The sequence below is a fragment of the Opacimonas viscosa genome, assembly GCF_024199005.1.
Lineage (GTDB): Bacteria > Pseudomonadota > Gammaproteobacteria > Enterobacterales > Alteromonadaceae > Opacimonas > Opacimonas viscosa.
In genome coordinates this window covers 56,330-78,668 of sequence record NZ_JANATA010000006.1, presented here as the reverse complement: position 1 = coordinate 78,668, position 22,339 = coordinate 56,330, and the positions used below count along the sequence as shown (strand labels likewise).

Sequence of the window (22,339 nt, the reverse complement as noted above, 5' to 3'; positions counted from 1 at the left end):
GCGTAGATGTTACCTGATAATGTTTTGGGTAAACGTTTTGCGTAAATAAAACCCTCGAGGGCGGGTCTGAATAGTCTCGCCCTCGCTCCCAATAGCGTCGGTTAATGCAGAACCATCAGCCGCTTTAGGTCTAATGTGTAAGGCCTGGCCCATGGTTGCCGTAATAGTATCTATTTGCCCAAGACTGATACGCTCAGTTAGCTCTTCCCAATCTTGTTTTAACACGGCATTTTCTTGCTCATTGGGTTGCCATAAAACCGGCATACCTATCATACGGTCTACAGGCGGAATGGCTCTATCACCCAACACAGGAATAAATAGTACTTGGCTGAGTTTGTTGCGTACTGAGCTGTTTTCCCATGTTGTACCCAATTTAATTTGGGTATGAGCAAAACATACATAAGTCGTTTCTAGGACTTTTCCTGAACTATCGATCGGTATTGTTTTCAGCTCAATGCCTAATTCTGGAAAATCTTGCTGGGGTTTTGAGCCAGCACTTGCGCCTAACCATAATTCGAGTAATTGACCGGTGAAGCCTTTGTGACGTTTAAAGTTTTCAGGCACGACAATATTAGCCATAGCGCCTAGATCGCCTAGCGTTAACCCCGCAATGGCTTCTGCCCGTTGGATTAAATCAGTTGCATGCTGAGGTGGTGAATGAGGAGGACGCATAAATATATTTTAATCACTTTCTGCTATGCAAAGAATCGCGTTTATGGAAGAATGGGATTATATTAAAAATTACACCGAATTGGTATTCCAGTGATAGATACGGAAGGATTCCGTGCCAATGTCGGTATTATTATCTGCAACAGACAAGGACAAGTCATGTGGGCCAAACGTTATGGCCAACATTCTTGGCAGTTCCCACAAGGGGGAATTGATGATGGAGAAAACCCAGAGCAGGCAATGTATCGAGAATTGCACGAAGAAGTGGGCTTACAACCCAAAGATGTGGAACTTTTAGGCGTGACACGCAATTGGATTCGCTATAAATTACCCAAGCGGTTTATCCGTCCTGGACCTGAGCCTGTATGTATTGGCCAAAAACAGAAATGGTTTTTGTTAAAACTCAAATGCCCTGAGTCAGAAGTTGATGTTTTACAATCGTCTCATCCTGAGTTTGATGGCTGGCGTTGGGTGAGTTACTGGTATCCTATTCGCAACGTAGTGAACTTCAAACGTGAAGTGTATCGTCGTGCGTTAAAAGAACTACTCCCCTTGTTGAACGCCATGACAAAACAGAATACGGGTCAAAAACGTTATCGTCCGAGGCGCAAGAAACGACATCAGGGGTAAACTAAAGTGAACATGCTGACAACGTTGAAAAGGATCGTCCAAGAACTAAACCGGATCCCAGGTCTAGACCCGGCCATTCAGCGTTTGGTATTTTTGGTTAAAGAAGCCATGCAGGTAGACTCTTGTTCCTTGTATTTGGCCGATTATCAACACCAACACTTTGTTCTAAGAGCCACCGATGGTTTAGCTAGTGCAGCTATCGGTCAGGTCAAAATTGGCTTCTCTGAAGGCTTGATCGGTTTAGTCGGTCAGCGTGAGGAACCGCTGAATATAGAAAATGCGCACGAACACCCTCGCTTTAAACACTTTTCTGAAGTCCAAGAAGAAAACTACAATGCCTTTTTAGGTACCCCCATTATTTACCAAAGAAAAGTACTGGGTGTACTCACGATGCAGCATAAAGAGCGACGCCGCTTCTCTGAGGATGAGGAGGCATTTTTGGTGACCTTAGCCACTCAGATTGCGTTAGAAATTGCGAATGCGGATATGCTGGGTGAGTTGATGCAATCGGAAAGCAACGCACTGCCATCAGGGACTCAAGAAATTGTCGGTGTGGCAGGTTCAACCGGTTTGGCTTTGGGCGTAGGGTTTGTCTACCAACAAAATATTACCTTAGACCAAATTGTTAATCGTAAATCGACGGATATTCGCACCTCCATACAGCTTTATCGTGATGCGGTGAGCGCGACTCGGACTGAAGTAAATAAGCTTTCCTCAGGGTTAGATGATAGTTTACCCGATGACGTCAAAGGTATTTTTGTCTTATATGATCAGTTATTAGATGCCAATAGTTTAGGTCGCGAAGTCGAAGCACAAATCAAAGATGGCTGGGATGCGCCTACCGCGCTGAAAATCGTGATCAATGACTACGCGGGTCGTTTTAGAGCAATGGAAGATCCGTACATGCAAGAACGTGCGGTCGATATTATCGATTTATCGAATCGTATTTTAGCTAACATTGTTAAAACAGAAAAACCAGATGTAGCACTGCCTGCTTATCCCTTTATTTTGGTGGCTGAAGAAATTTCTGCGCCAATGCTTGCAGAAATGCCGACTGAATACCTCCAAGGGGTGATCGCAATTCGTGGGTCACAAAATTCGCACGCAGCCATTTTAGCCCGTGCAATGGGGTTACCTGCTATCATGGGGGTAAACTCGATATTACCTGCCATTTTACAGGATAAATTGTTATTCATTGATGGTTATGCAGGGACGATTACCGTATCACCTGGTGCAGTCAAAGAAGCTGAGTTCCAGGCATTGATTGCCGAAGAGGCTGAGTTGTTTGGTAAAATGGAAGCACAAGCTGACCTACCTACCATCACGACAGATCAACACACTGTTGAACTCATGATCAATGCAGGCTTATCTGTCGATATTGACTTACAAGACAAACCTAACGTAACGGGGGTTGGTCTGTTTAGAACTGAAATTCCGTTTATGTTGCGCGAAGGTTTCCCTTCTGAGCAAGAGCAGTTCACGTTGTACCGAGAAATCCTACAAGCCCATCCCGATAAAGAAATTACGATGCGGACGCTTGATGTAGGTGGTGATAAACCGTTGCCATATTTTCCGATAGTCGAAGATAACCCGTTTTTGGGGTGGCGTGGGATTCGGATGACGTTAGATCAGCCAGAAATATTCTTAGTCCAAGCCAGAGCGATGATCCGAGCGAGTGAGGATTTGACCAATTTACATATTTTACTGCCTATGATCACCACAGTCAGTGAGGTAAAAGAAGCGAAACGATTGTTGCAACAAGCCTTCTTTGAGGTGAAAGACGAGTCTTTGGCCAACCGTTCAACATTAATGATGCCCAAAATAGGCATTATGATTGAAGTGCCAGCCGCTGCACATCAGATCCCGCATTTGGCAGCCGAGGTCGATTTCTTTTCTGTAGGTACGAATGATTTAACTCAGTATTTATTGGCAGTAGACCGCAACAACCCCAAAGTTTCGACCTTGTATAATAGTTTTCATCCAGCAGTGTTAGCGGTATTACAAGAGATAGTCGACAAGGCTAAGTTAATGCATACCCCAATCACCGTATGTGGTGAAATGGCGGGTGATCCTGCTGGCGCTATTTTATTAATGGCGATGGGCTACACAAAACTTAGTATGAGTGCGTATAACATCCGTAAAATTAACTGGGTGTTACGCAGTATCCAATTATACTCAGCTCAGCATTTGTTGAGTGAAGTGATCAATATGCCTGATGCTCAGCAAATTAAGACGCGTATTGATATGTATTTAGAAGAACATCAGCTTGGTGGTCTTGTCCGAGCTGGAGCATAATATTTTGCCAGAATTTTTAAGTGCAGGTAGTTTAGCACCTGAATGGTTTATCTTTTTTATCTGCTTAGCCCTAGGGGCTGTCATTGGTGTCTTGGCAGGTATGCTAGGTATCGGTGGTGGTTTGGTTGCTGTGCCTGTACTCACTTATTTGTTGAGTGATGTACTCGGAATCTCCCCATTTAGTGCTATTACTATCGCAATTGCGACATCGCTTTCAACGATTATTCTGACTGGGTTGTCATCTTCAAGGGCGCATTTTAAACTGGGCAACTTACAACGAGATATCATCCTTTTTTGTGGGGTGGGTATTGCCCTGGGAGCGACTTTAGGGGCACAAACTGCCAGTGTGCTGGATGGTCGTTTACTCAAAGGCATTTTTGCGGGCTTGGTCATTTTAGTTGCCTTGCAAATGATATTCGGTAAAAAGAAAGCAACAGAGTTCACTTACAACGCTTTTATTTTAGTGGTGGCTGGACTCATTACTGGCTTCATTTCCGCTTTGATGGGGATTGGTGGAGGCGCTATTTTGGTACCGCTGCTAGTTTTGTTCAACGTGGATATCCGCAAAGCCATTGGGTGTGCTGCGTTTAGTGGTTTGGTTATTGCGCTATTTGGTACCGCCAATTATGTTTATACCGGTTGGTCATTACCTGACTTACCTGCCTATTCGCTAGGCTACGTGTATTTACCTGCCGCGATTGGCATTGTTGCGACATCGGTCTTTACCGCACCATATGGGGCTAAATTTGGGCAAAATCTGGATACGGCAAAACTAAAAAAAGTGTTTGCGGTATTACTCGTTATTGTCAGTATAAGAATGTTAATAGGGCTGTCAGAATAAATGGAAGAAACACTTGTTGCATCAACCCATTGGGTTTTTAGTGGGATCGATCCCATACTAGTCAATATTGGTCCCTTAGCCGTTCGCTGGTATGGCTTAATGTATTTAGTCGGTTTTGTAGCGGCTTATTATTTGGCTAAATCGCGTTTACAGCTAACAGGCTGGAATGAAGATGACCTAAGTGATTTATTATTTTGGGGGTTCATGGGCGTCATTTTAGGCGGTCGTGTTGGGTATGTCTTATTTTATCAGTTCTCTTATTTTTTAAGTGACCCTTTGTATTTATTCAAAATTTGGGAAGGAGGTATGTCTTTCCATGGTGGCTTGTTAGGTGTTATCACTGCGATCTTCTTATTTGCTAAAAAGAAACAAAGTACGTTTTTGGTAGTTGGTGATTTTGTCGCCCCCTTGGTACCTATTGGTCTAGGTGCGGGACGGATTGGTAACTTTTTGAATGCAGAATTATGGGGCCGTACAACAGATGTACCTTGGGGGATTATTTTCCCAGCCGCAGGAAATGTTGCTCGCCACCCTTCACAGTTATACCAGTTTGCTTTAGAAGGCGTAGTTTTATTTACAGTTGTTTGGTGGTACTCGAAAAAACCTAGAGGAGCCGGCGCTGTAGGTGGTATGTTTCTGTTGTGCTACGGTGTGTTTCGTTTTATTGTTGAATTCTTTCGCGAACCCGATGCGCATCTGGGGTTATATGCAACGGGACTTTCCCAGGGGCAGTACCTCAGTCTACCGATGGTGATGTTGGGAGCTTATTTAATTTATCGCGCCCAAAGAACACACGTAAAATAATAATAAATGGAGTGATGTGATGTCCGTAACAACCCAAAATTTTAGTCAGTACGAAGATCTTTGCCAACGTATCATAGATGAGGGTGAATGGGTCAACAACGAGCGTACTGGAAAGCGTTGCCTGACGTTAATCAATGCGGATTTAGAGTATAACGTCGAAGCCAATGAATTTCCTTTAGTAACGACGCGTAAAAGTTACTTTAAAGCGGCTATCGCAGAATTATTAGGGTACTTGCGTGGCTACGATAATGCCGCTGATTTTCGTGCGATAGGTTGTAATACCTGGAATGCTAATGCGAACGAAAATAATGCTTGGCTTAACAATCCTCATCGCAAGGGTGAAGATGATATGGGGCGCGTTTATGGTGTCCAAGGCCGTCGTTGGCAAAAACCAGATGGCTCTACACTCGATCAGTTGCGCAAAATTGTTGATGACCTAAGTAACGGTGTCGATGATCGTGGTGAAATCTTGACTTTTTATAACCCAGGTGAGTTCGATATGGGGTGTTTACGTCCTTGTATGCATACGCATCACTTTTCACTGCTAGGTGGTAAATTGTATTTGAATAGTATCCAACGCAGTGCAGATATCCCACTTGGCATAAATTTCAATCAAGTCCAAGTGTTTACATTGTTAGCACTAATGGCACAGATCACTGGGCATAAACCAGGCAAGGCATACCACAAAATTGTCAATGCACATATTTATGAAGATCAGCTCGATTTGATGCGAGACGTGCAGTTAAAACGCACACCGTTTCCTGCGCCAAAACTGCATATTAACCCTGACATAAAATCACTTGAAGATGTTGAGACATGGGTAACACGTGATGACTTTTCTATTGAAGGATATGAGTGTCATCCACCGATTGCTTATCCGTTTGCGGTATAGAAAACTACCCCGTGACTGCACTGAAACTCATTTCTCGGAGTTTTGTTGTTAAGTTTTGCCACCAGAGAAGCAGGACATACTGGCTTCTCTGGTACAAAGTACAACTAGGTATTCACTGAAAATTACAATGAACTCACTAACGTTTCAATCTCTGCTTTTGCCTTGTTCATAGGTGTTTCTGCATCACCCATTGCTAACCCCTCTGCATAGATAAAATCAACTTGCTGAATACCTAGAAAGTTAAAGAATGTCGTTAAATAAGGTGTTAACGTATCTTTATCGGTGCCTTTATACATACCACCAGACGCAACTAATACCACAACGCGCTTACCGGTTAGTAAACCCTCAGGACCATTTTCTGTGTATTGGAACGTGACACCGGCTCTAGCGATGTGATCAACCCAAGCCTTAAAATGTGAAGGTGCGCCAAAATTATACATTGGCATTCCGACGACGATTGTATCCGCATGTTGTACTTCAGCGATTAAAGTATCGGATAAATCAGCTAGCGCCAATTGTTCTGGTGAGCGTTCTTCTGGACGTGTCATCCAAGCACCCAGTTCAGCACTAGTGAGATGTGGCATCGTTTCAGGAGTCAATTGACGATGCACAGTCGTATCTTGACTCGTAAGGTGTTCTGTAAATATACGTGTCAGATTAGAAGAGTTACCATTGTCACCTTGTAATGAAGCGTTAACAATTAAAAATGCGCTCATAAGTTTTTCCTTTTTATTCAATTATGTTCTGGCAAATACTGCTAAATGCCATTAAAAAAGTATTGCTACTGGTTTATGTAACTTACTATAGAGACTTTTCTTCGAAATAAAACTGATAAAAATGCACGCTAAGGTTCGATTTTTTAGAATGGTATTTAGTTCGAATAATACGAATGATTAATGCGGAATTTTGGGCTGGTAGTTCATGTTTTTTAGCATAGAATGAAGTGAGATACATTTGTTATACAAATAAACAATTCAATAATGACATGAAGGAATCAAGTATGGCGCATTTACTCTTTGCAAAAGGGCATGACATTGGTGGTTTAGTAGTGAAGCGAATCTTGCCTAACCCTAAACAAAAAATGGTAGGTCCTTTTGTATTTTTCGATCATATGGGGCCTGGTAACTTTCCTGCAGGAGAGGGGATTAATGTCCGTCCACATCCACATATCGGTCTCTCGACATTAACATATTTGTTTGAAGGGGCAATTGCTCATCGTGATTCATTGGGGAATTACTGTGAAATATTTCCTGGCGACGCAAATTGGATGACGGCTGGCAAAGGGATTGTGCATTCTGAGCGTGAGTCTTTGGAAGTCCGTCAATCAGAACATAAGATCGATGGTTTACAGTGCTGGATAGCGTTGCCACCGGACAAAGTAGAAATAGAGCCAGCGTTTACTCATGTAAAAAAAGCAAACTTGCCACACCGTAATCACGAAGGCGTTATACAAAGGCTGATTGTGGGCGATGCTTATGGTATGTCAGCACCGGTGAAAACTCATTCACCTATTTTTTATGTAGACACTGTAGCCAAAGCAGACTCTAAAGTGCCGGTACCACATGCTCACATGGAAACCGGGGTATATATAATCGCTGGAGAAATAGAAATAGCAGGCCAAACCTTTGGGCAACATGATTTTGTTATGTTGGATAGCAGTGATGAAACCATCAAGGTAATAAGTAATGCCCGGTTTATTATACTCGGTGGAGAACCCTTCGCAAAACAACCTATTTTAGAGTGGAATTTTGTCGCATATAACAAGGAGCGTCTAGCACAAGCACGACAAGATTGGCGAGACGGAAAGTTCCCCCGTATCCCGGGTGATGATTTAGAGTTCATACCTTACTAAGCTGGGCTGACTTGCCGTCAAGTTCGCCCTTCTAATCGCATAATGTCGGCTTTTATCGTATAGAGGAAAAGTAAGCTGGGGATCACCATGATTGCTGTTAGCACAAAGAACAGAGCCCAGTTTCCATCTAAACCGTCTACAATAAAACCGCTCGATGAAGCCAATAAAGTGCGGCCAAAGACACCTAAAGATGCCATTAAAGCATATTGGGCAGCACTAAAGGCTTGGTTACATAACAAAGAGATAAAGGCCACTAAAGCCACAGAGCTCCACGCGGCCGTAAAACCATCGACAAACACAGTGGCAGCAAACAACGCTTTATTAGGTCCTACTAGCGCCATTGCAGAAAACATTACATTACTGGCAGCCATTGCTATTCCACCAATCATGAGTCCTCGGTATATGCCATAGCGCATATTCACCATCCCACCAATCACAGCAAAGATGATGGTTACCCACCAATTGAGTAATTTTGAGTAGGTGCCTATGTCACTGTTAGAAAATCCAATTTCCTTGTAAAAAACGATCGACATACGACCCAAAAAGGCCTCACCAATTTTAAAGAGAAAAATGAATAACAAAATAGAAAGTGCTAGGCGGACACCATTGCGTTGAAAAAACTCTTTAAATGGCTCAAAAAGCGTCACCGCTAACCAAGCTCCGATGTGTGTAGCTAAAGTAGGGCTGTGATTTAGATGTCCCAGATAACGTGCTTTAGCTGCATCTTGGTAAGCCTCACGGTGGGTAACAGGCTCATCTATCCAAAATACCGTTGTTGCAAGAAGCGCCATAATAGCAGCCATAATAAAGTAGATATCCGGCCAACTGAGACCGGCTTGACCGATCAAAAAGAAAGGGATGGCACCTAAACCACCATAGCCTGTCCACCAACCTGCAGTGGCCATAGCAGAGGCTCCTGATAAAGCCGATTTTTCGTGTGCTTGGATGCTATCTACGCGAAATGCATCAATCGCAATGTCTTGGGTCGCTGAAGCGATAGCAATGCCAAGACCGATCACCGCAACCCAAAATAGTTGCTCTGGCATTTTGACAAACCCCATGGCACAAGTCCCTGCAACAATACATAGTTGGGTAAGCAGGATCCAACCCCGGCGCTGCCCTAGTGAGCCCAACTTAATTCGGTCTAACAAAGGAGACCATAAAAAGTTAATAGAGTATGCAGCGAAGATGGCACCAAATAGGCCAATCGAACCTCGGCTTAGGCCTTCTTCTTTTAACCAAGCACTCATTGAAGAGCCAATCAATACCCAAGGAAAACCGCTGGCCATACCCAAACAAAATATTGCGACCAAGCGTTTGTCACGATAAGTACGCAGATTATCTAGTATGGATGTATGCAAGAGTAAGCACCGAGTGGGTTAAGAAGTATTGATGATAACGATAAATACGTTATTAATAAACCCACTTGCGCTTAGTTTGGTCTAACGCCTATACAATCGAACGGACACAGCCCTTCCTTGAGTAAGTAATGGATACAGTTACGCAATTCATCCAACAAAAACACATTACTGCGCAATTCATGTTCGGGCCAAAAATGGACTTGTTGGATGAAATGCCAAAATACTTGTTCTTTGCGTGAATAAGGCGTGTTTGGTGCTGGCTTTATTTGATTCCATTCTTCTAAAGTATCCCAAAAAAAATATTGGAGTTCTTGATGCGCAACATCTTTATGCCAAAAAGCTTGGACATAAAAACAAAGCTGATTCGCTTTGACATCAATAAACTTATCGAAGTTAGCTGTAACCTGCATGATGTAACCTTTAGTTGAATAACCGTGTAAGTATAGTCGTACATTTGGATTTATCGAGTGACGCAGAATATTTATTTAAATCCAACCCAACGAACGGATCCAACCTCGGATTTCTTTGTGGATATAATGCGCTTGTTTTGGCGACATATTTTGGCCGAGGATCCGGCGTTGACGATACGTACCATTTTGTCGAATTTTTCCAGCAAATTGGCGTGCACGTTTTGTTTGCTTACTCCAAACCGAATCTGAATGGCTAGTGAAATCCAGAATCGGCATAGGTTGTTGACGAATTAAATCAGGAATAGTCTGATTATCTTCATAGGCACTAAAGAAAACATCGTGCATGATCAAAGCATTGGGTGCTTGTACTTTCCCTTCTTTATAAAGAGTCAGTAACGTAGCTGCGATTTGTCCCTGACTTACGATGAGTTTGATCGGGGCATCTGAATTTTTCGCTTGATGAATAGCGGCAAGAGGCGTTTCCCATTCTTTAGCCGCATCGGTAAGGGCTTGCGGCATTGTGAGTCCAAGCGGGACCAGCACGACAGACGTTGTAAAACCATGTTCGTTAAAGATACGAGCTAAGCGTTGATATAGGGTAAAAAGCCGACTGTTTCCTTGTGCCGGGGCAATAAAGGTCACTTGGCCTTGGTTGACGCCAAGTAAGGATTTTCCCATGATAGACTGCAGTGCATATTCACCTACTTGTACAGGTAATATATGTTCTTTTATTTGCCGGACTACGTCCTCACGAAACACACCAGCTTGAAAGGATAAAATAGATTTACGAAAAGCGACACTATCAAAAGGTTCACTATTCTCTGTGGTTGAGGGAGTATTCGAGCTAGTCGAGTCAGTTTGTGTGGATTCAGGAGTATTTTCACTACTTGCAGATGATGCTTCCTGTGCAAACCCCATAAGGGGCAACAAGAGCAAAATAATGAATAAAAATCTGCTGAGTGAGGAGGTATGCATGCCACTAACTTTTATTAAGACTTACCCTTATATCGACATTTTTAGCGTTAACTTAATCTTATACAGAATGTCGAGGAAGTCCTAAAGTTAAATAGTATAGTCGTCTGCTTTAAACCAGTTCAATTGCTTATGCAAATTAACTACTGTGCCTACAATAATAAGTGCGGGAGGCTTGATCTCTGCAGCAAGTACATTAGCTTCAATCGTAGTCAGGTCACCAATCACGACCTTTTGGTGTGGCAGGGTCGCAGATGCCACCACGGCAACTGGCATATCTGCAGGCATACCATGTGCTATTAATTCACGAGAAATAATGCTCAATCCGGTCATACCCATATAAAAAACAACCGTTTGTTGTTGGTTAACTAAAGCAGGCCAATTTAAATCTATCGTGTCATCACGGAGATGACCGGTCGCAAATACGACTGATTGGGCGTGATCACGGTGGGTTAAAGGAATGCCAGCATATGATGCAGCACCTGATGCTGCCGTAACTGCAGGAACGACTTGAAATGAAACATTTTGTTCGACCAAGGTTTCTAGCTCTTCACCGCCACGACCAAAGATGAAAGGATCCCCACCTTTTAAACGCACTACGCGATTCCCAGCTTTGGCTTGATCGACCAGCAACTGATTGATTTCGTTCTGAGGAATGGTATGTTTTGATTTCGCTTTACCGACATAGATTTTTTCAGCATCGCGACGGACTAATTCAACAATTTCTGGAGATACTAAGCGATCAAACACGACAACATCTGCTTTTTGCATGAGACGCAGGGCGCGGAATGTCAATAAATCTGGATCACCAGGACCTGCCCCGACAAGGTAGACTTCACCCTCTTGTTTTTGGTCTGCAGCAAATGCATCTAATGAGGCTAAAAAAGCAGTCTCTGCCTTTTCTTCATTACCTTGCAATACGTCTTCTGCGATATTGCCATCAAAAAAAGATTCCCAAAAATAACGGCGCTGGGTGACATTATCCAACTTATCTTTGACATTATCACGAAACTTTTGACTAAATTCACCAAGTAATTTCGTTTTAACTGGAATGACACTTTCTAGTTTTTGGCGTAAATAACGTAACAAAACGGGTGCCACACCACCACTAGCCATAGCAATGATGACCGGAGAGCGGTCAACAATCGAAGGAGTAATAAATTCACATAAGGGGGTGTTGTCAACGACATTAACAAGAATGTTGTGTGCAGTTGCTAGCTGATGGATATGCGTATTGACCGCTGGGTCATCGGTAGCGACAAATATCAGGTTGTGAGAAAAGATATCTGAGTCTTCAAATTTCCGCTCATGCAACGTTAAATCATGCTGTTTCACTAGGCTGTGAACAGTATCACAAGCCCAAGGTGACACAATGGTCACTTGGGCAGGTGTTTTTAGGACGAGTTCTAATTTACGGGCACCGACTTCACCAGCGCCAACAACTAAAACAGATAAATTCTCAGCTTTGAGAAAAACTGGAAAATATTTCACCCTAACTCCTTTTAGTCTTGTTTAGGCTTGCGTTTACCGTTGCCACCGCCACGGTGTTCCTTTTTCGGACTACGTTTATCACCACGCTCTCCTTTGAAAGGACCATCACGACGTGCTGGTGGCTTATCAGACCATTCACGAATCGCTAAACGTTGTCCTGCAACACGAGTACCTTGGAGTTTCTCTCGCGTTTCTGCTGGTAAGCCTTTTGGTAAATCGACAGTAGCATAGTTATCGTAAATCTCAATCGCACCAATATTTTTTGAACTGATATCTGCTTCATTGGCGATTGCGCCTACGATGTTACCAGGCTTCACTTTGTGAGCATGACCAACATCGATACGGAAACGTTGCATACCGGCTTCAGGTGCAGATGTGCGCTCGCGCGGTTTGCGCTCACGACCATCACGGCCGCCACGTTCTCTACCACCGCGTTCACGACCACCACGATCACTGCGTTCGCGGCGTTCAGGCATGGCATTCAAGTCAGGACGATCGCCTTCTTTTAGGATCAGTGGCTCATCACCTTGGGCCATTTTAGCTAACGCAGCCATTAATGCTTCAGGAGATGCTTCAGTTTCCGTTTGGATTGTTTCGATAATCGGTAACAATTGCTCTAGAGAATCATCATTAAGCGCTTCTACAACAGACTCTTTGAAACGGACTAAACGCGATTCATTTAGTTGAGAAATACTTGGGATGTCCATTTTCTCAATGGTCTGTTTAGTGGTTTTCTCGATTTGGAATAATAAACGCTTTTCACGATGAGAAATAAATAAGATCGCATCACCTTGGCGTCCAGCACGACCGGTACGACCGATTCTGTGCACATAAGACTCGGTGTCATACGGGATATCAAAGTTAATAACGTGACTAACACGTTCAACATCTAGACCACGCGCAACAACATCGGTCGCCACTAAAATATCAATACTGCCACGCTTCAAACGTTCTACAGTCCTCTCACGAGCATTCTGTGGAATGTCACCATTTAATGGTTCGACATCAAAACCACGAGCAGAAAGCTTTTCAGCTAATTCAATGGTCGCTGTCTTGGTGCGTACAAAGATAATCACACCATCGAAGTTTTCGACTTCCATGATACGTGTGAGGGCCTCAAGTTTGTGATGACCTGCAACTTGGCAATAACGTTGACGGATAGTCGTCGCAGTAGATACCTTAGAGGCAATTTTTACATGTTTTGGATCTTTCAAATAGTTCTGTGTGATCTTTTTGATCGGACCTGGCATAGTCGCTGAGAACAATGCGGTTTGACGTTCTGCAGGTGCATGCGAAAGAATATGCTCAACATCGTCAATGAAACCCATACGCAACATTTCATCAGCTTCATCAAGCACTAAAAAGCGCAAACGGTCTAATTTCAACGTTTTACGTTTTATGTGGTCTATCACTCGACCAGGTGTTCCAACTACCACTTGTACACCGCGTTTTAGTTGGCGTATTTGGTTGTCATATGATTGACCACCATAAATCGGTAAAACTCGGATTTTCTTGGAGAAGCTTGCGTAAACTTGGAAGGCTTCTGCGACTTGGATCGCTAATTCACGAGTCGGTGCAAGGACGAGTAATTGTGGGTAACTTTCTTCAACATCAATGTTGGCTAGCATAGGTAAAGCGAACGCTGCAGTTTTACCGGTACCCGTTTGGGCTTGTCCTAGTAAATCATGACCTTCTAGAATAAGAGGAATACTTTCCGCTTGGATGGGTGATGGTTTTTCGTATCCTACTTTGTCTAAAGCTTGTAATATTTCAGAGGGTAGATTGAGGTCTTTAAATGTCAAATCGACGGTGTCGGTCATGCAGAGTCCTGATTGGTATAGAGCGTTGCACGAATCTAAGCGTGCGGTAAAATCAAATCGCGTTATGCGTAAGTTTTAATTATAAGCTTAATTCAGTCGATAATCTAATTAAGAATAATTTAATCCTGTTTTTTTTGATCCAAAAGCGGACAAAGTAGGTTCAATTGGTTCGCTTTAGCCTATACTTTTGGATAGTTTCACATAAATAAACACCGCGAAAAATGGATTTTGCTGCTGTAAAAGGAATCACTCGATGCGCAGAAACTCACTCATATCTTACCGCTTATTACCCATTATTGGTTCTTTATTACTGCTCTCTGGGTGTGGTACAAAAACCCCAGAAGAAGGGGTCGAAGCTGCACAGTCGGCACTTGGCCAAAGCAATTATGACGCAGCAATCGTGGAGCTAAAAACCGTTTTACAACAATCACCAAAGCTCGCACAAGCCCGTTTTTTATTAGGTAAAGCCTATTTTGCCAATGCCCAATACGCCTTTGCTGAAAAAGAATTAGAGCGCGCGAAAGAACTCGGATATTCAGTCGCCGAGATTATTCCTTTGTTGTCACAAGTTTATCAACGCAACAATACACTCGTCGGTCTACAAAATTTGGATCCAAGTTGGACAGATCTAGCAAACAAGGAAAAAGTGCAAGTAGGCTATTATCGAGTTCAGTCATTAGTAGAACTAAAACAAACGGATGAAGCGATTTCCTTACTCGATGAATTAATCGCAGTGGAAGCGGATTCTGTGTACGTTGAGTTAGTACTTGCCATGGCCGAAGTGGTTAAAAAACAATCAATTAATAGTGCTATAGGTATTTTAGAAAAAGCGCGGCAGTCATATCCACAGAATCGTGATTTGCTGAATTTTTTAGCCAAAATTTATATGTCAAATAAGCAACAGAGATTAGCGGTAGAAACGTTACAAGCTTATTCTGATATTGCTAAAGACGATTTGGAAGCCCAATTTTTATTGGCGCAAATGTATGTCGAGTTAGAGCAACATGAACAAGCATTACCCATGTTGGCTAAGTTACTTCAGATCGCACCAAATAACCCACGCTTACATTTACTCAACAGTATCGCCCATACCTTAAATAATGATTTAGATGCAGCTTTATTAGCATCAGAAAAATCTATCAGTCTTGGTTTTGATTCAACCAGAGCTAGATTAGTTGCTAGTTTTAATGCATTTAACTTAGGACGCTTTGCCACCGTTGTAGAACATTTGGGCTCCATTGCGGATTTACTGCCAGAAGGGCATTCAGCCTTAAATATTTTGGCTGCGAGCTATTTAGAATTAGGCAAGGCAAAAGAGGCAAAAGCCATCTTGGTGCGAATTGCTCCTGAAAGTCATTCATATCAAAACTTATTGCATCGCACCGGTTTTGCGTTACTCAATGATGGTTTCAGTGAAGCTGCACGAGAACTGATTACAGATAACGCGCATTATCACGCAGATGTTGCAGGAGACCAGCAGGCACGTTTGGGTGCGTTAAAGCTTTCTTTACAAGATATTAGCGGTTTATTGGATATCGAATCTGCTCTAGATAATATGACTGATAAAGCGATTGGTTATCGAGTGTTAGCATCTAGTTATGTGCGATTGCAAGACAAAGAAAAGGCATATGCATTAGCGGAAAAATGGCAAAAAGAACTTCCTGCTAGTTATGAACCTTGGTTATTAAAAGGTGAGCTTGCCCTTTACAAACGAGACTTTACTGCCGCCAAAAGTGCCTTCGCAGAAGCCATTAAACGTTCTCCGAATGAACCTAGAGCCTTGATCAGTCGAGTAAATCTAGCGATTACGCAAAAAGACTACACCCAGGCTATCGCAGAGTCTGAAGCGTTATTAACACAGTTTGGCGATAATGTGACACTACTGAAAATGAATTATGCATTGCGTAAACGCCATAGTGACGCCAATGATTTACTGAACCATGCTCAGCGTGCTTATACAGCAACCAAAACACCTGAGTTAGCGATGGTGTTGGTTGAAATGTATATTGCGGAACAAAACTTTACTGCAGCACTTGCAGTACTAGAGCAAACCCGTGATATTGAAACTGCCCCTAACTACTGGTTGTTAAAAGCACAAACATTAGCCTCTTTACAGAGGTCTGAAGCGTTAATGGAACATAGCAAACGCTGGTTGGTAGAAGAACCCAACAATGGCTTTGCCATGGCAACTGCATTATTAATGTATGACGAACAACAAGATTATGTGGCAGGTTTAGCCTTTCTGGAACAGTATCCAGAACAATTACAACGGGCACAAATACAGGTACTAAAAGCGAAGTTTTTGCTGTTGAGTAGTCGTATACTAGAAGCCCGTAATACGTTTGATAAAGTACCAGAAGCATTCCGTAAACAACCTTTTGCACTAGCTGTTGAAGCGAAACTATTGGGTACAGAAGGTGAGTATTTGGCGGCAGAAAAAGCCATAGCAGCTGCATATGCTGCACGTCCCATCGTGAAGCATTTGTTGTTGTATATTGAAATATTGAATCGTTTGGATAAAACAGCAAAGGGACTCGCACTGCTCGAAGCCCATCATCGCTTAGAACCCGAAGATAAAATGGTCAAAGTGCTATTAGCTGAGCGTTATTTTTATCAGCAGCCAGCTACAGCAGAGCGTTTATATCGTGAATTATTAGAGGACGTTCCCGATAACCTAATTGTCTTAAATAACTTAGCGTATTTGTTGAAGGAGCAGGGGTTAATTGACGAATCAATAGATTTTGCCAAGCAGGCCTATACTTTACAACCAAGTAATATTGCTGTTGTAGATACTTTAGCACAAATATATACTTTGCAAGGTAATCATGGTGAAGCAGTAAAACTATACAAAAGTGTAATGAAAAAAGAAGAAGGTAGTACTATGGTTATACTAAATTACATAGAAGCATTACTCAAAAATAACGAAATTAGACTGGCACAGCGCGAACTAGATTCCCGTCAATGGTCCTCTGAGATTGACCTGGATAGAATCGAAATGATGAAAGCAACATTTAATCTATAAGTTTGTCGTTGTTCGGTGTTTTGCACAAATCACAAAAAGTATTTATATGGATTATATTATTGCAAATTACAATGAAAAGACGCATTCGGAAGCTATTTTGACATTAATGGATGTATATTCTCGTGATCCTATGGGAGGCGGAAAACCTTTATCAGCAAAGGCCAAACAGTGCTTGATCGGAGAATTGGCAATCCGTCCTTATGCATTTTCTATCATTGCTTTTTCTAATAGTACACCAGTAGGCTTAGTCAACTGTTTTGAAGGGTTTTCGACTTTTGCCTGCGCACCATTAGTTAATATCCATGATATGGTCGTGCATCCGGATTATCGTGGTCAAGGGATTGGCTCATATCTATTAGCTAAAGTTGACGCAGTCGCACGAGACAGAGGGGCTTGTAAAGTGACTCTGGAAGTTTTGCAAGGCAACAGCATTGCTCAAAAGTTATATCGTAAAACCGGGTTTTCCTCTTACGAACTAGATCCCCAAGTAGGCTCTGCAGAGTTTTGGGAAAAGAAGCTAGAAGTTGCTTGAATCAGACTAAGTTAATCGCGTCTAATCTCTCATGCTGTATGTGATAAAGGGGTTAGCTAAGTGATTGCTCCAGTCAGTAAGGCAAAAAAAAGGCATAACGGAAAATGTTATGCCTTTTTTTATTATTATGTATTTTGCTTAGTCACTAAAAACTAAACTGCCGGTGGAATCAAACCTTGGTTAATGGCATCTAAGTCAGCTACGGTTAATGTGCCTGCAGCGCGTTTCAAATTCACAACTGCGGTAATAAAGTCATAGCGTGCATTTGACAAGTTTTTGCGTGCGTTGAATAAATTACGCGTGCTGTTTAGGACATCTACAATCGTACGCGTACCCACATCAAAGCCTGCTTCAGTTGCTCGAAGTGCTGATTCAGCGGAGACCACAGCTTGTTCGAAAGCTCGAATGGTAGAAATGTTTGCTTTGATATTGTTAAAACCATTGCGTACTTGTAGTACCGTCGAACGGTAAGTCTGTTCTAAAGTTTCACTTTCAGCAACAAAACGAGAACGCGCTTGCTCGCTTCCTGCAGTCGTAGCAAAACCAGAAAAAATGGGAACATTTAACGTAATACCCAAACTCGACGAATTGGTTCTAGCCAAATCGACATTGTTGGTCGTCAGGTCTGAACCTGATACCGAACCAGATAAATCTAGTGTCGGTAAATGACGAGCATCGGCGCCATTAATATCTTGTTTGGCAATATCCACTGCGAAGCGTGCTGCTTGCAGATCTAGGTTGCTTTGTTCTGCTAGTTTGAGCCACTCATCAACTGAGTTAGGCGCAGGTGCGGTGGGTGAAAATGATGTAGTATTTAACACATTGACTTGGTTGTAATACTTACCCGTAATTTCACGTAGTTGTTCTTTACGCAGTTCCAAAGCATTTTGCGCACGGATTTCTTGAGCAACCGTTGTGTCAAAGTTGGCTTGTGCTTCATGGACATCGGTAATGGCAGTTAAACCTACTTCAAAACGCTGTTTAGTTTGTTCTAGCTGACGTTCGATAGCACGTTTTTCTGCTTGGACAAATTCAACATTGTCTTGTTCGCGAAGAATATTTAAATACGCCGTAGTGACTCGCACAATCAGGTTTTGTAATGTCGCTGAATAGGCAGCTTCAGATTGTTGTGCAACTTTTTCTGCGCGGTCCAAACCCACCCAGTTGGCATGGTCATACAACGACATACTTAGGCCAATGCGATAGCCTAAACTATCGGTATCAGAAACACTTACACTATCTGTGCCGGTAGGCGACTCACTGTCCGAAATACCATAGCTGATAGAGCCGGAAACTTTTGGTAAATGGCTAGAACGCGATAATTTGATACCAGTGAAGGCCGTATCTCTGAGTGCTTTAGCGCGATTGACAACCGGGTCTTTTGCCAGCGCTTGTGCATAGATATCAGATAAATCTTCAGCGTGAAGCGAGCCTGTAAATCCTATACTAATGAGTACACTGAGTAGTGTTTTTTTCATATTGCTGCCTATAAATTCGTATAAAAATAATGTTAGTGTGAAGTGTATGAAACTCTGTGACATAATTAAATCATATTGACGTTACATTATGCCCTTATGTGTAACAGAATGTAATATAGCATATTGGACTAAATGAATTAGTCATATTGCAATTCATTACGTTGTTTTAGACCTACCTAATGTTCACCAATTAGAGAAAAATCATGAGTAAACGCGAAACCTTTAGCCATCAAGATGTTGCCATCGTGAGTAAACAATCTTTATACAATGGTTTTTTTAAAATGGTGCAATACACATTGAAACATAAATTATTTAGTGGCGGATGGAGTCCTGAAATCACGCGAGAAATGTTTGAAAGAGGTCATGCAGTTGCGCTGTTACCCTATGATCCAGTAACGGATGAATTTGTGTTAATTCAGCAATTTAGACTAGGTGCTATGGCGACTACAGAGTCCCCGTGGTTAATTGAGGTTATCGCTGGGATGATTGACCCTGGACTCGATGCTGAAGCTGTCTGCCATAAAGAAGCACAAGAAGAAGCCGGGATTGAGCTGACGCACCTAACGAAGGTATGTAGTTATTTGTCTAGTCCGGGAGGTACTACAGAGCGTTTGGAATTATTTTTAGCGCAAACCGATAGTACTGTGGCCCATGGTATACACGGGGTAGAGAATGAAGCCGAGGACATCAAGGTGTTGCGTGTACCTAGATTAGAAGCAAAAGAATGGTTAGAAACTGGCGTGATCGACAATGCAGCAGCTATAATTATCCTTCAACATTTTTTCTTGCACGAGCAAACAATCCTTAAAGAATGGACATAACATCCACATGACGACACCACGAAAGAAAAAATATGTACCGCATCTCGCCAGTTTACTTGGGATCTGTGAGCATAATTATGGGAAGCTTATTAGGCTCTTGCCTGAAGTGGATGAAGTCGATCTGTCCTATGATTTTTGTGTCGGTGAATTATTGAGTTACCAGCTCCAGATTACCGAATCTGCACGATATACCACTACGTTAACGATGCAACAGTTATCGGAACAGTTACCAGGCTATTTAAAACCCATAATGACGATCCGCATGTATCATGATGCGCGCAGTGCGGAAGTTCTGAGTTGCCAAAACATTGGTCAGATCAAGGCCAGTTATGAATATCCAAATTTGCACATGCACCAAAGAAACGAAAAATTTATGGTAAATGTGTTCTTGGCTGAATGGCTAACTTTCTGCTTGCATTGGCAAGAAAATACTCTGATAAAGTAAACAGTTATTTATTCTGTAGTTTTGAATTTTCGTAACATTCATAAAGCTTTGCTTCTTTAGAAAACGCATAGTATGCCTTAATAACAGCCAATAAAAATCCTCGTTTCCCGGACATGAATTTACGTTGTAGAAAATATTCTTTACAAAAAAACAAAGGAAAAGCTAGGACCAGTTTAGTAGTGGAAAAAGACTTACCTTTGGTAAATTTTTCCTTGGCTTTCAAAGTCGAGTAAGTATTGTTTTTTTGATTTAGGGAATTAATTGTAGCATAACCATAGTGGTTAAAGGCATCGTCTATGTATAGCTCTTTGCCTTTTACTGAGGCACTTTCATGGACATAACGTGACTCATCAAAGTATGCGTTTTTGCTTTTGTAAAAACGCAGATTGTTAGGTTTTTTGCTCCATTTAGAAAGTGGTTTTCCAATAAAAATATCATTTCGCTTGAATCTAACACAAGCGTATTTGTCATCAACAATAACTTTTTTGATACTTGATAAGCATTCAGGGGTGAGTTCTTCGTCACCATCAAGGTTTAGGGCCCACTCTTGTGAGCAATATGAGAGTGCTAGCTGCTTCTGTCTAGCATAGCCTAACCACTCATGATGGATAACCTGAGCTCCGTATTTCTGGGCAATAGAACATGTCTTATCGGTACTCCCTGAATCAACCACAATAATTTCAGCACAGTCTTGGACACTTTTTAATGTTTTTTCTAAGTGGGCTTCTTCATTTAAAGTAATGATAAATACGCTAATAGGGAGTTTCATAGAATGCCAAGTGTGAGTAAAGGACAATTAATTTTAACACTGTGTAGATAAATTTTTAAACAAAAAAAGAAACCGTAGGATTTTAATGTTATTGAGTAGGATTAATATAAAATTGTATAGTATTGTTTATTCGGGAAGTAAAATACTAGGAATACAAAGTGAAAAAAATTATTACTTTTGGGACGTTTGACGTGTTCCATGCAGGTCACGTCAAAATCTTACAACGCGCTAAAAGTTTGGGTGATTATTTAATTGTTGGCGTTTCATCTGATGCTCTCAATTTTGCCAAAAAAGGCAGAAACCCTGTTTATTCTGAGCAAGATCGCATGACGATTGTGGCTGCGTTAGCCTGTGTTGATGAAGTGTTTGTCGAAGAATCACTAGAGTTAAAGGGTGAATATATCGCAAATTACCAAGCTGATGTGTTGGTTATGGGGGATGATTGGGCTGGCAAGTTCGATCATTTTTCCGAGTTATGTGAAGTGACCTATTTTACTCGTACACCATCGGTATCAACCACAGAAATCATCGAAGTTGTGCGTTCAGACGCTTTTGCAAACTAATCCAACATAACCGCAGAAGGTGTGATAAATGAACCAGCATCACTTATTGTATTTACATGGTTTTCTGAGTTCGCCTGATTCCTTAAAAGCACAGCAGACACGCCAATATATAGCGCAACATCATCCTGATATCACGGTGCATACTCCCCAGCTTTCCGGTGTGCCAGCGTTGGCCATTCGTGAGGCTGAGGCAGCGCTTAACGCGTTGCCCCAATCACCTATTGGTATTATCGGGAGCTCCATGGGAGGCTTTTTGGCAGGGTTGTTTGCTGAGCAATATCAAATCAAAGCGGTTTTGATTAATCCAGCCGTTGCGCCTCATCGACTTTTCCCAGATTACCTCGGGCAGCATACTAACCCTTATACAGGGGATGTCTTTGAACTTAAACGTGAAGATATTAGTCCCTTGGCTGATGTGGTATTACGGCATATTGTGCATCCTGATTTGGCGCAAGTTTATTTGGGCACTGCAGATGAAGTATTGGATTATCGCTTAGCCGAAAAGTTATACCAAAACAGCGATGTTTTGCTTAGTGAGGGAAGTGATCATGCTTACTCAGAATTTCCTGAGTATTTACCGCGTATGCTACGATTTTTTATGGCATAAATACCATCCTTAATTGCTCAAAGGCCACACACTTGGTAATATCAAGACATTACTAAAAATAAGAA

At 42.1% G+C, this 22,339-nt stretch carries 21 protein-coding genes; 12 read left to right on the top strand and 9 right to left on the bottom strand.

Features of this window, described 5'->3' with window-relative positions; all coding sequences use genetic code 11:
* Positions 1 to 9: 9 nt before the first annotated feature.
* Positions 10 to 672, bottom strand: coding sequence for a DNA mismatch repair endonuclease MutH (mutH, locus tag NLF92_RS05115; RefSeq protein WP_254099520.1), 663 nt, complete (start codon positions 670 to 672; stop codon positions 10 to 12).
* 90 nt (positions 673 to 762) lie between these two features.
* Here mutH and rppH point away from each other — a divergent pair, with 90 nt between their 5' ends.
* Genes rppH through NLF92_RS05090 form a run of 5 tightly spaced genes read left to right on the top strand, consistent with a single transcriptional unit; the run spans position 763 to position 6,131 of the window.
* Positions 763 to 1,299, top strand: a complete 537-nt coding sequence (gene rppH / locus NLF92_RS05110; protein WP_254099518.1) for an RNA pyrophosphohydrolase — start codon at positions 763 to 765, stop codon at positions 1,297 to 1,299.
* 12 nt (positions 1,300 to 1,311) lie between these two features.
* Positions 1,312 to 3,594: a phosphoenolpyruvate--protein phosphotransferase gene (gene ptsP, locus NLF92_RS05105; protein ID WP_254099584.1), complete on the top strand. Its 2,283-nt coding sequence runs from the start codon at positions 1,312 to 1,314 to the stop codon at positions 3,592 to 3,594.
* A gap of 4 nt (positions 3,595 to 3,598) precedes the next feature.
* The gene (locus NLF92_RS05100) at positions 3,599 to 4,435 is read left to right on the top strand and encodes a sulfite exporter TauE/SafE family protein (RefSeq protein WP_284700366.1); all 837 of its coding nucleotides are present in this window, start codon (positions 3,599 to 3,601) and stop codon (positions 4,433 to 4,435) included.
* The gene (gene lgt, locus NLF92_RS05095; RefSeq protein WP_254099517.1) at positions 4,436 to 5,239 is read left to right on the top strand and encodes a prolipoprotein diacylglyceryl transferase; all 804 of its coding nucleotides are present in this window, start codon (positions 4,436 to 4,438) and stop codon (positions 5,237 to 5,239) included.
* 19 nt (positions 5,240 to 5,258) lie between these two features.
* Positions 5,259 to 6,131, top strand: a complete 873-nt coding sequence (locus NLF92_RS05090; RefSeq protein ID WP_254099516.1) for a thymidylate synthase — start codon at positions 5,259 to 5,261, stop codon at positions 6,129 to 6,131.
* A gap of 122 nt (positions 6,132 to 6,253) precedes the next feature.
* Here NLF92_RS05090 and NLF92_RS05085 read toward each other — a convergent pair whose 3' ends face one another.
* The gene (locus NLF92_RS05085) at positions 6,254 to 6,847 is read right to left on the bottom strand and encodes an FMN-dependent NADH-azoreductase (protein WP_254099515.1); all 594 of its coding nucleotides are present in this window, start codon (positions 6,845 to 6,847) and stop codon (positions 6,254 to 6,256) included.
* Positions 6,848 to 7,131: 284 nt separating this feature from the next.
* Here NLF92_RS05085 and NLF92_RS05080 point away from each other — a divergent pair, with 284 nt between their 5' ends.
* Positions 7,132 to 7,983: a pirin family protein gene (locus tag NLF92_RS05080; RefSeq protein ID WP_254099514.1), complete on the top strand. Its 852-nt coding sequence runs from the start codon at positions 7,132 to 7,134 to the stop codon at positions 7,981 to 7,983.
* Positions 7,984 to 8,000: 17 nt separating this feature from the next.
* Here NLF92_RS05080 and NLF92_RS05075 read toward each other — a convergent pair whose 3' ends face one another.
* The 5 genes from NLF92_RS05075 to NLF92_RS05055 all read right to left on the bottom strand — a co-directional run bounded on the left by NLF92_RS05075 (position 8,001) and on the right by NLF92_RS05055 (position 14,037).
* Positions 8,001 to 9,272, bottom strand: coding sequence for an AmpG family muropeptide MFS transporter (locus NLF92_RS05075; protein ID WP_254099580.1), 1,272 nt, complete (start codon positions 9,270 to 9,272; stop codon positions 8,001 to 8,003).
* 143 nt (positions 9,273 to 9,415) lie between these two features.
* A complete protein-coding gene (locus NLF92_RS05070; RefSeq protein WP_254099513.1) occupies positions 9,416 to 9,754 on the bottom strand; it encodes a hypothetical protein in 339 nt (112 codons plus the stop codon).
* Positions 9,755 to 9,829: 75 nt separating this feature from the next.
* Positions 9,830 to 10,729 (bottom strand): DUF3530 family protein, encoded by a 900-nt coding sequence (locus NLF92_RS05065; RefSeq protein ID WP_254099511.1) that lies wholly within the window; start codon positions 10,727 to 10,729, stop codon positions 9,830 to 9,832.
* Between the two features lie 87 nt (positions 10,730 to 10,816).
* Positions 10,817 to 12,217 (bottom strand): siroheme synthase CysG, encoded by a 1,401-nt coding sequence (gene cysG / locus NLF92_RS05060; RefSeq protein WP_254099509.1) that lies wholly within the window; start codon positions 12,215 to 12,217, stop codon positions 10,817 to 10,819.
* An 11-nt stretch (positions 12,218 to 12,228) separates the two neighbouring features.
* Positions 12,229 to 14,037, bottom strand: coding sequence for a DEAD/DEAH box helicase (locus tag NLF92_RS05055; RefSeq protein WP_254099507.1), 1,809 nt, complete (start codon positions 14,035 to 14,037; stop codon positions 12,229 to 12,231).
* 253 nt (positions 14,038 to 14,290) lie between these two features.
* Between NLF92_RS05055 and prsT the strand changes: the two genes are divergently transcribed.
* Together prsT and NLF92_RS05045 are read left to right on the top strand one after the other, a co-directional pair.
* A complete protein-coding gene (gene prsT / locus NLF92_RS05050) occupies positions 14,291 to 17,059 on the top strand; it encodes an XrtA/PEP-CTERM system TPR-repeat protein PrsT (RefSeq protein ID WP_254099505.1) in 2,769 nt (922 codons plus the stop codon).
* Positions 17,060 to 17,105: 46 nt separating this feature from the next.
* Entirely contained in the window at positions 17,106 to 17,591 is a 486-nt protein-coding gene (locus tag NLF92_RS05045) for a GNAT family N-acetyltransferase (RefSeq protein ID WP_254099504.1), read from the top strand.
* A 152-nt stretch (positions 17,592 to 17,743) separates the two neighbouring features.
* On the opposite strand, the gene tolC is transcribed toward NLF92_RS05045, so the two are convergent.
* Positions 17,744 to 19,069: an outer membrane channel protein TolC gene (tolC, locus tag NLF92_RS05040; protein WP_254099503.1), complete on the bottom strand. Its 1,326-nt coding sequence runs from the start codon at positions 19,067 to 19,069 to the stop codon at positions 17,744 to 17,746.
* 203 nt (positions 19,070 to 19,272) lie between these two features.
* On the opposite strand from tolC, the gene nudF reads away from it, so the two are divergent.
* Positions 19,273 to 19,890 (top strand): ADP-ribose diphosphatase, encoded by a 618-nt coding sequence (gene nudF / locus NLF92_RS05035; protein WP_254099501.1) that lies wholly within the window; start codon positions 19,273 to 19,275, stop codon positions 19,888 to 19,890.
* 7 nt (positions 19,891 to 19,897) lie between these two features.
* On the top strand, positions 19,898 to 20,335 hold the full coding sequence (locus tag NLF92_RS05030) for a DUF1249 domain-containing protein (protein WP_254099499.1): 438 nt from the start codon (positions 19,898 to 19,900) through the stop codon (positions 20,333 to 20,335).
* Between the two features lie 4 nt (positions 20,336 to 20,339).
* Here NLF92_RS05030 and NLF92_RS05025 read toward each other — a convergent pair whose 3' ends face one another.
* On the bottom strand, positions 20,340 to 21,104 hold the full coding sequence (locus NLF92_RS05025) for a glycosyltransferase family 2 protein (RefSeq protein ID WP_254099497.1): 765 nt from the start codon (positions 21,102 to 21,104) through the stop codon (positions 20,340 to 20,342).
* 158 nt (positions 21,105 to 21,262) lie between these two features.
* Between NLF92_RS05025 and NLF92_RS05020 the strand changes: the two genes are divergently transcribed.
* Both NLF92_RS05020 and NLF92_RS05015 read left to right on the top strand, forming a co-directional pair.
* Positions 21,263 to 21,667, top strand: a complete 405-nt coding sequence (locus tag NLF92_RS05020) for an FAD synthase family protein (protein WP_254099495.1) — start codon at positions 21,263 to 21,265, stop codon at positions 21,665 to 21,667.
* Positions 21,668 to 21,695: 28 nt separating this feature from the next.
* A complete protein-coding gene (locus tag NLF92_RS05015) occupies positions 21,696 to 22,274 on the top strand; it encodes a YqiA/YcfP family alpha/beta fold hydrolase (protein ID WP_254099493.1) in 579 nt (192 codons plus the stop codon).
* Positions 22,275 to 22,339 lie beyond the last annotated feature (65 nt).

Coding starts and splice junctions, on each gene's coding strand:
- mutH (WP_254099520.1), bottom strand. CDS start 672: ATGCGTCCTCCTCATTCACCACCTCAGCATGCAACTGATTTAATCCAA.
- ptsP (WP_254099584.1), top strand. CDS start 1,312: ATGCTGACAACGTTGAAAAGGATCGTCCAAGAACTAAACCGGATCCCA.
- lgt (WP_254099517.1), top strand. CDS start 4,436: ATGGAAGAAACACTTGTTGCATCAACCCATTGGGTTTTTAGTGGGATC.
- NLF92_RS05090 (WP_254099516.1), top strand. CDS start 5,259: ATGTCCGTAACAACCCAAAATTTTAGTCAGTACGAAGATCTTTGCCAA.
- NLF92_RS05085 (WP_254099515.1), bottom strand. CDS start 6,847: ATGAGCGCATTTTTAATTGTTAACGCTTCATTACAAGGTGACAATGGT.
- NLF92_RS05080 (WP_254099514.1), top strand. CDS start 7,132: ATGGCGCATTTACTCTTTGCAAAAGGGCATGACATTGGTGGTTTAGTA.
- NLF92_RS05075 (WP_254099580.1), bottom strand. CDS start 9,272: ATGGCCAGCGGTTTTCCTTGGGTATTGATTGGCTCTTCAATGAGTGCT.
- NLF92_RS05070 (WP_254099513.1), bottom strand. CDS start 9,754: ATGCAGGTTACAGCTAACTTCGATAAGTTTATTGATGTCAAAGCGAAT.
- NLF92_RS05065 (WP_254099511.1), bottom strand. CDS start 10,729: ATGCATACCTCCTCACTCAGCAGATTTTTATTCATTATTTTGCTCTTG.
- NLF92_RS05055 (WP_254099507.1), bottom strand. CDS start 14,037: ATGACCGACACCGTCGATTTGACATTTAAAGACCTCAATCTACCCTCT.
- prsT (WP_254099505.1), top strand. CDS start 14,291: ATGCGCAGAAACTCACTCATATCTTACCGCTTATTACCCATTATTGGT.
- NLF92_RS05045 (WP_254099504.1), top strand. CDS start 17,106: ATGGATTATATTATTGCAAATTACAATGAAAAGACGCATTCGGAAGCT.
- tolC (WP_254099503.1), bottom strand. CDS start 19,069: ATGAAAAAAACACTACTCAGTGTACTCATTAGTATAGGATTTACAGGC.
- nudF (WP_254099501.1), top strand. CDS start 19,273: ATGAGTAAACGCGAAACCTTTAGCCATCAAGATGTTGCCATCGTGAGT.
- NLF92_RS05030 (WP_254099499.1), top strand. CDS start 19,898: ATGACGACACCACGAAAGAAAAAATATGTACCGCATCTCGCCAGTTTA.
- NLF92_RS05025 (WP_254099497.1), bottom strand. CDS start 21,104: ATGAAACTCCCTATTAGCGTATTTATCATTACTTTAAATGAAGAAGCC.
- NLF92_RS05015 (WP_254099493.1), top strand. CDS start 21,696: ATGAACCAGCATCACTTATTGTATTTACATGGTTTTCTGAGTTCGCCT.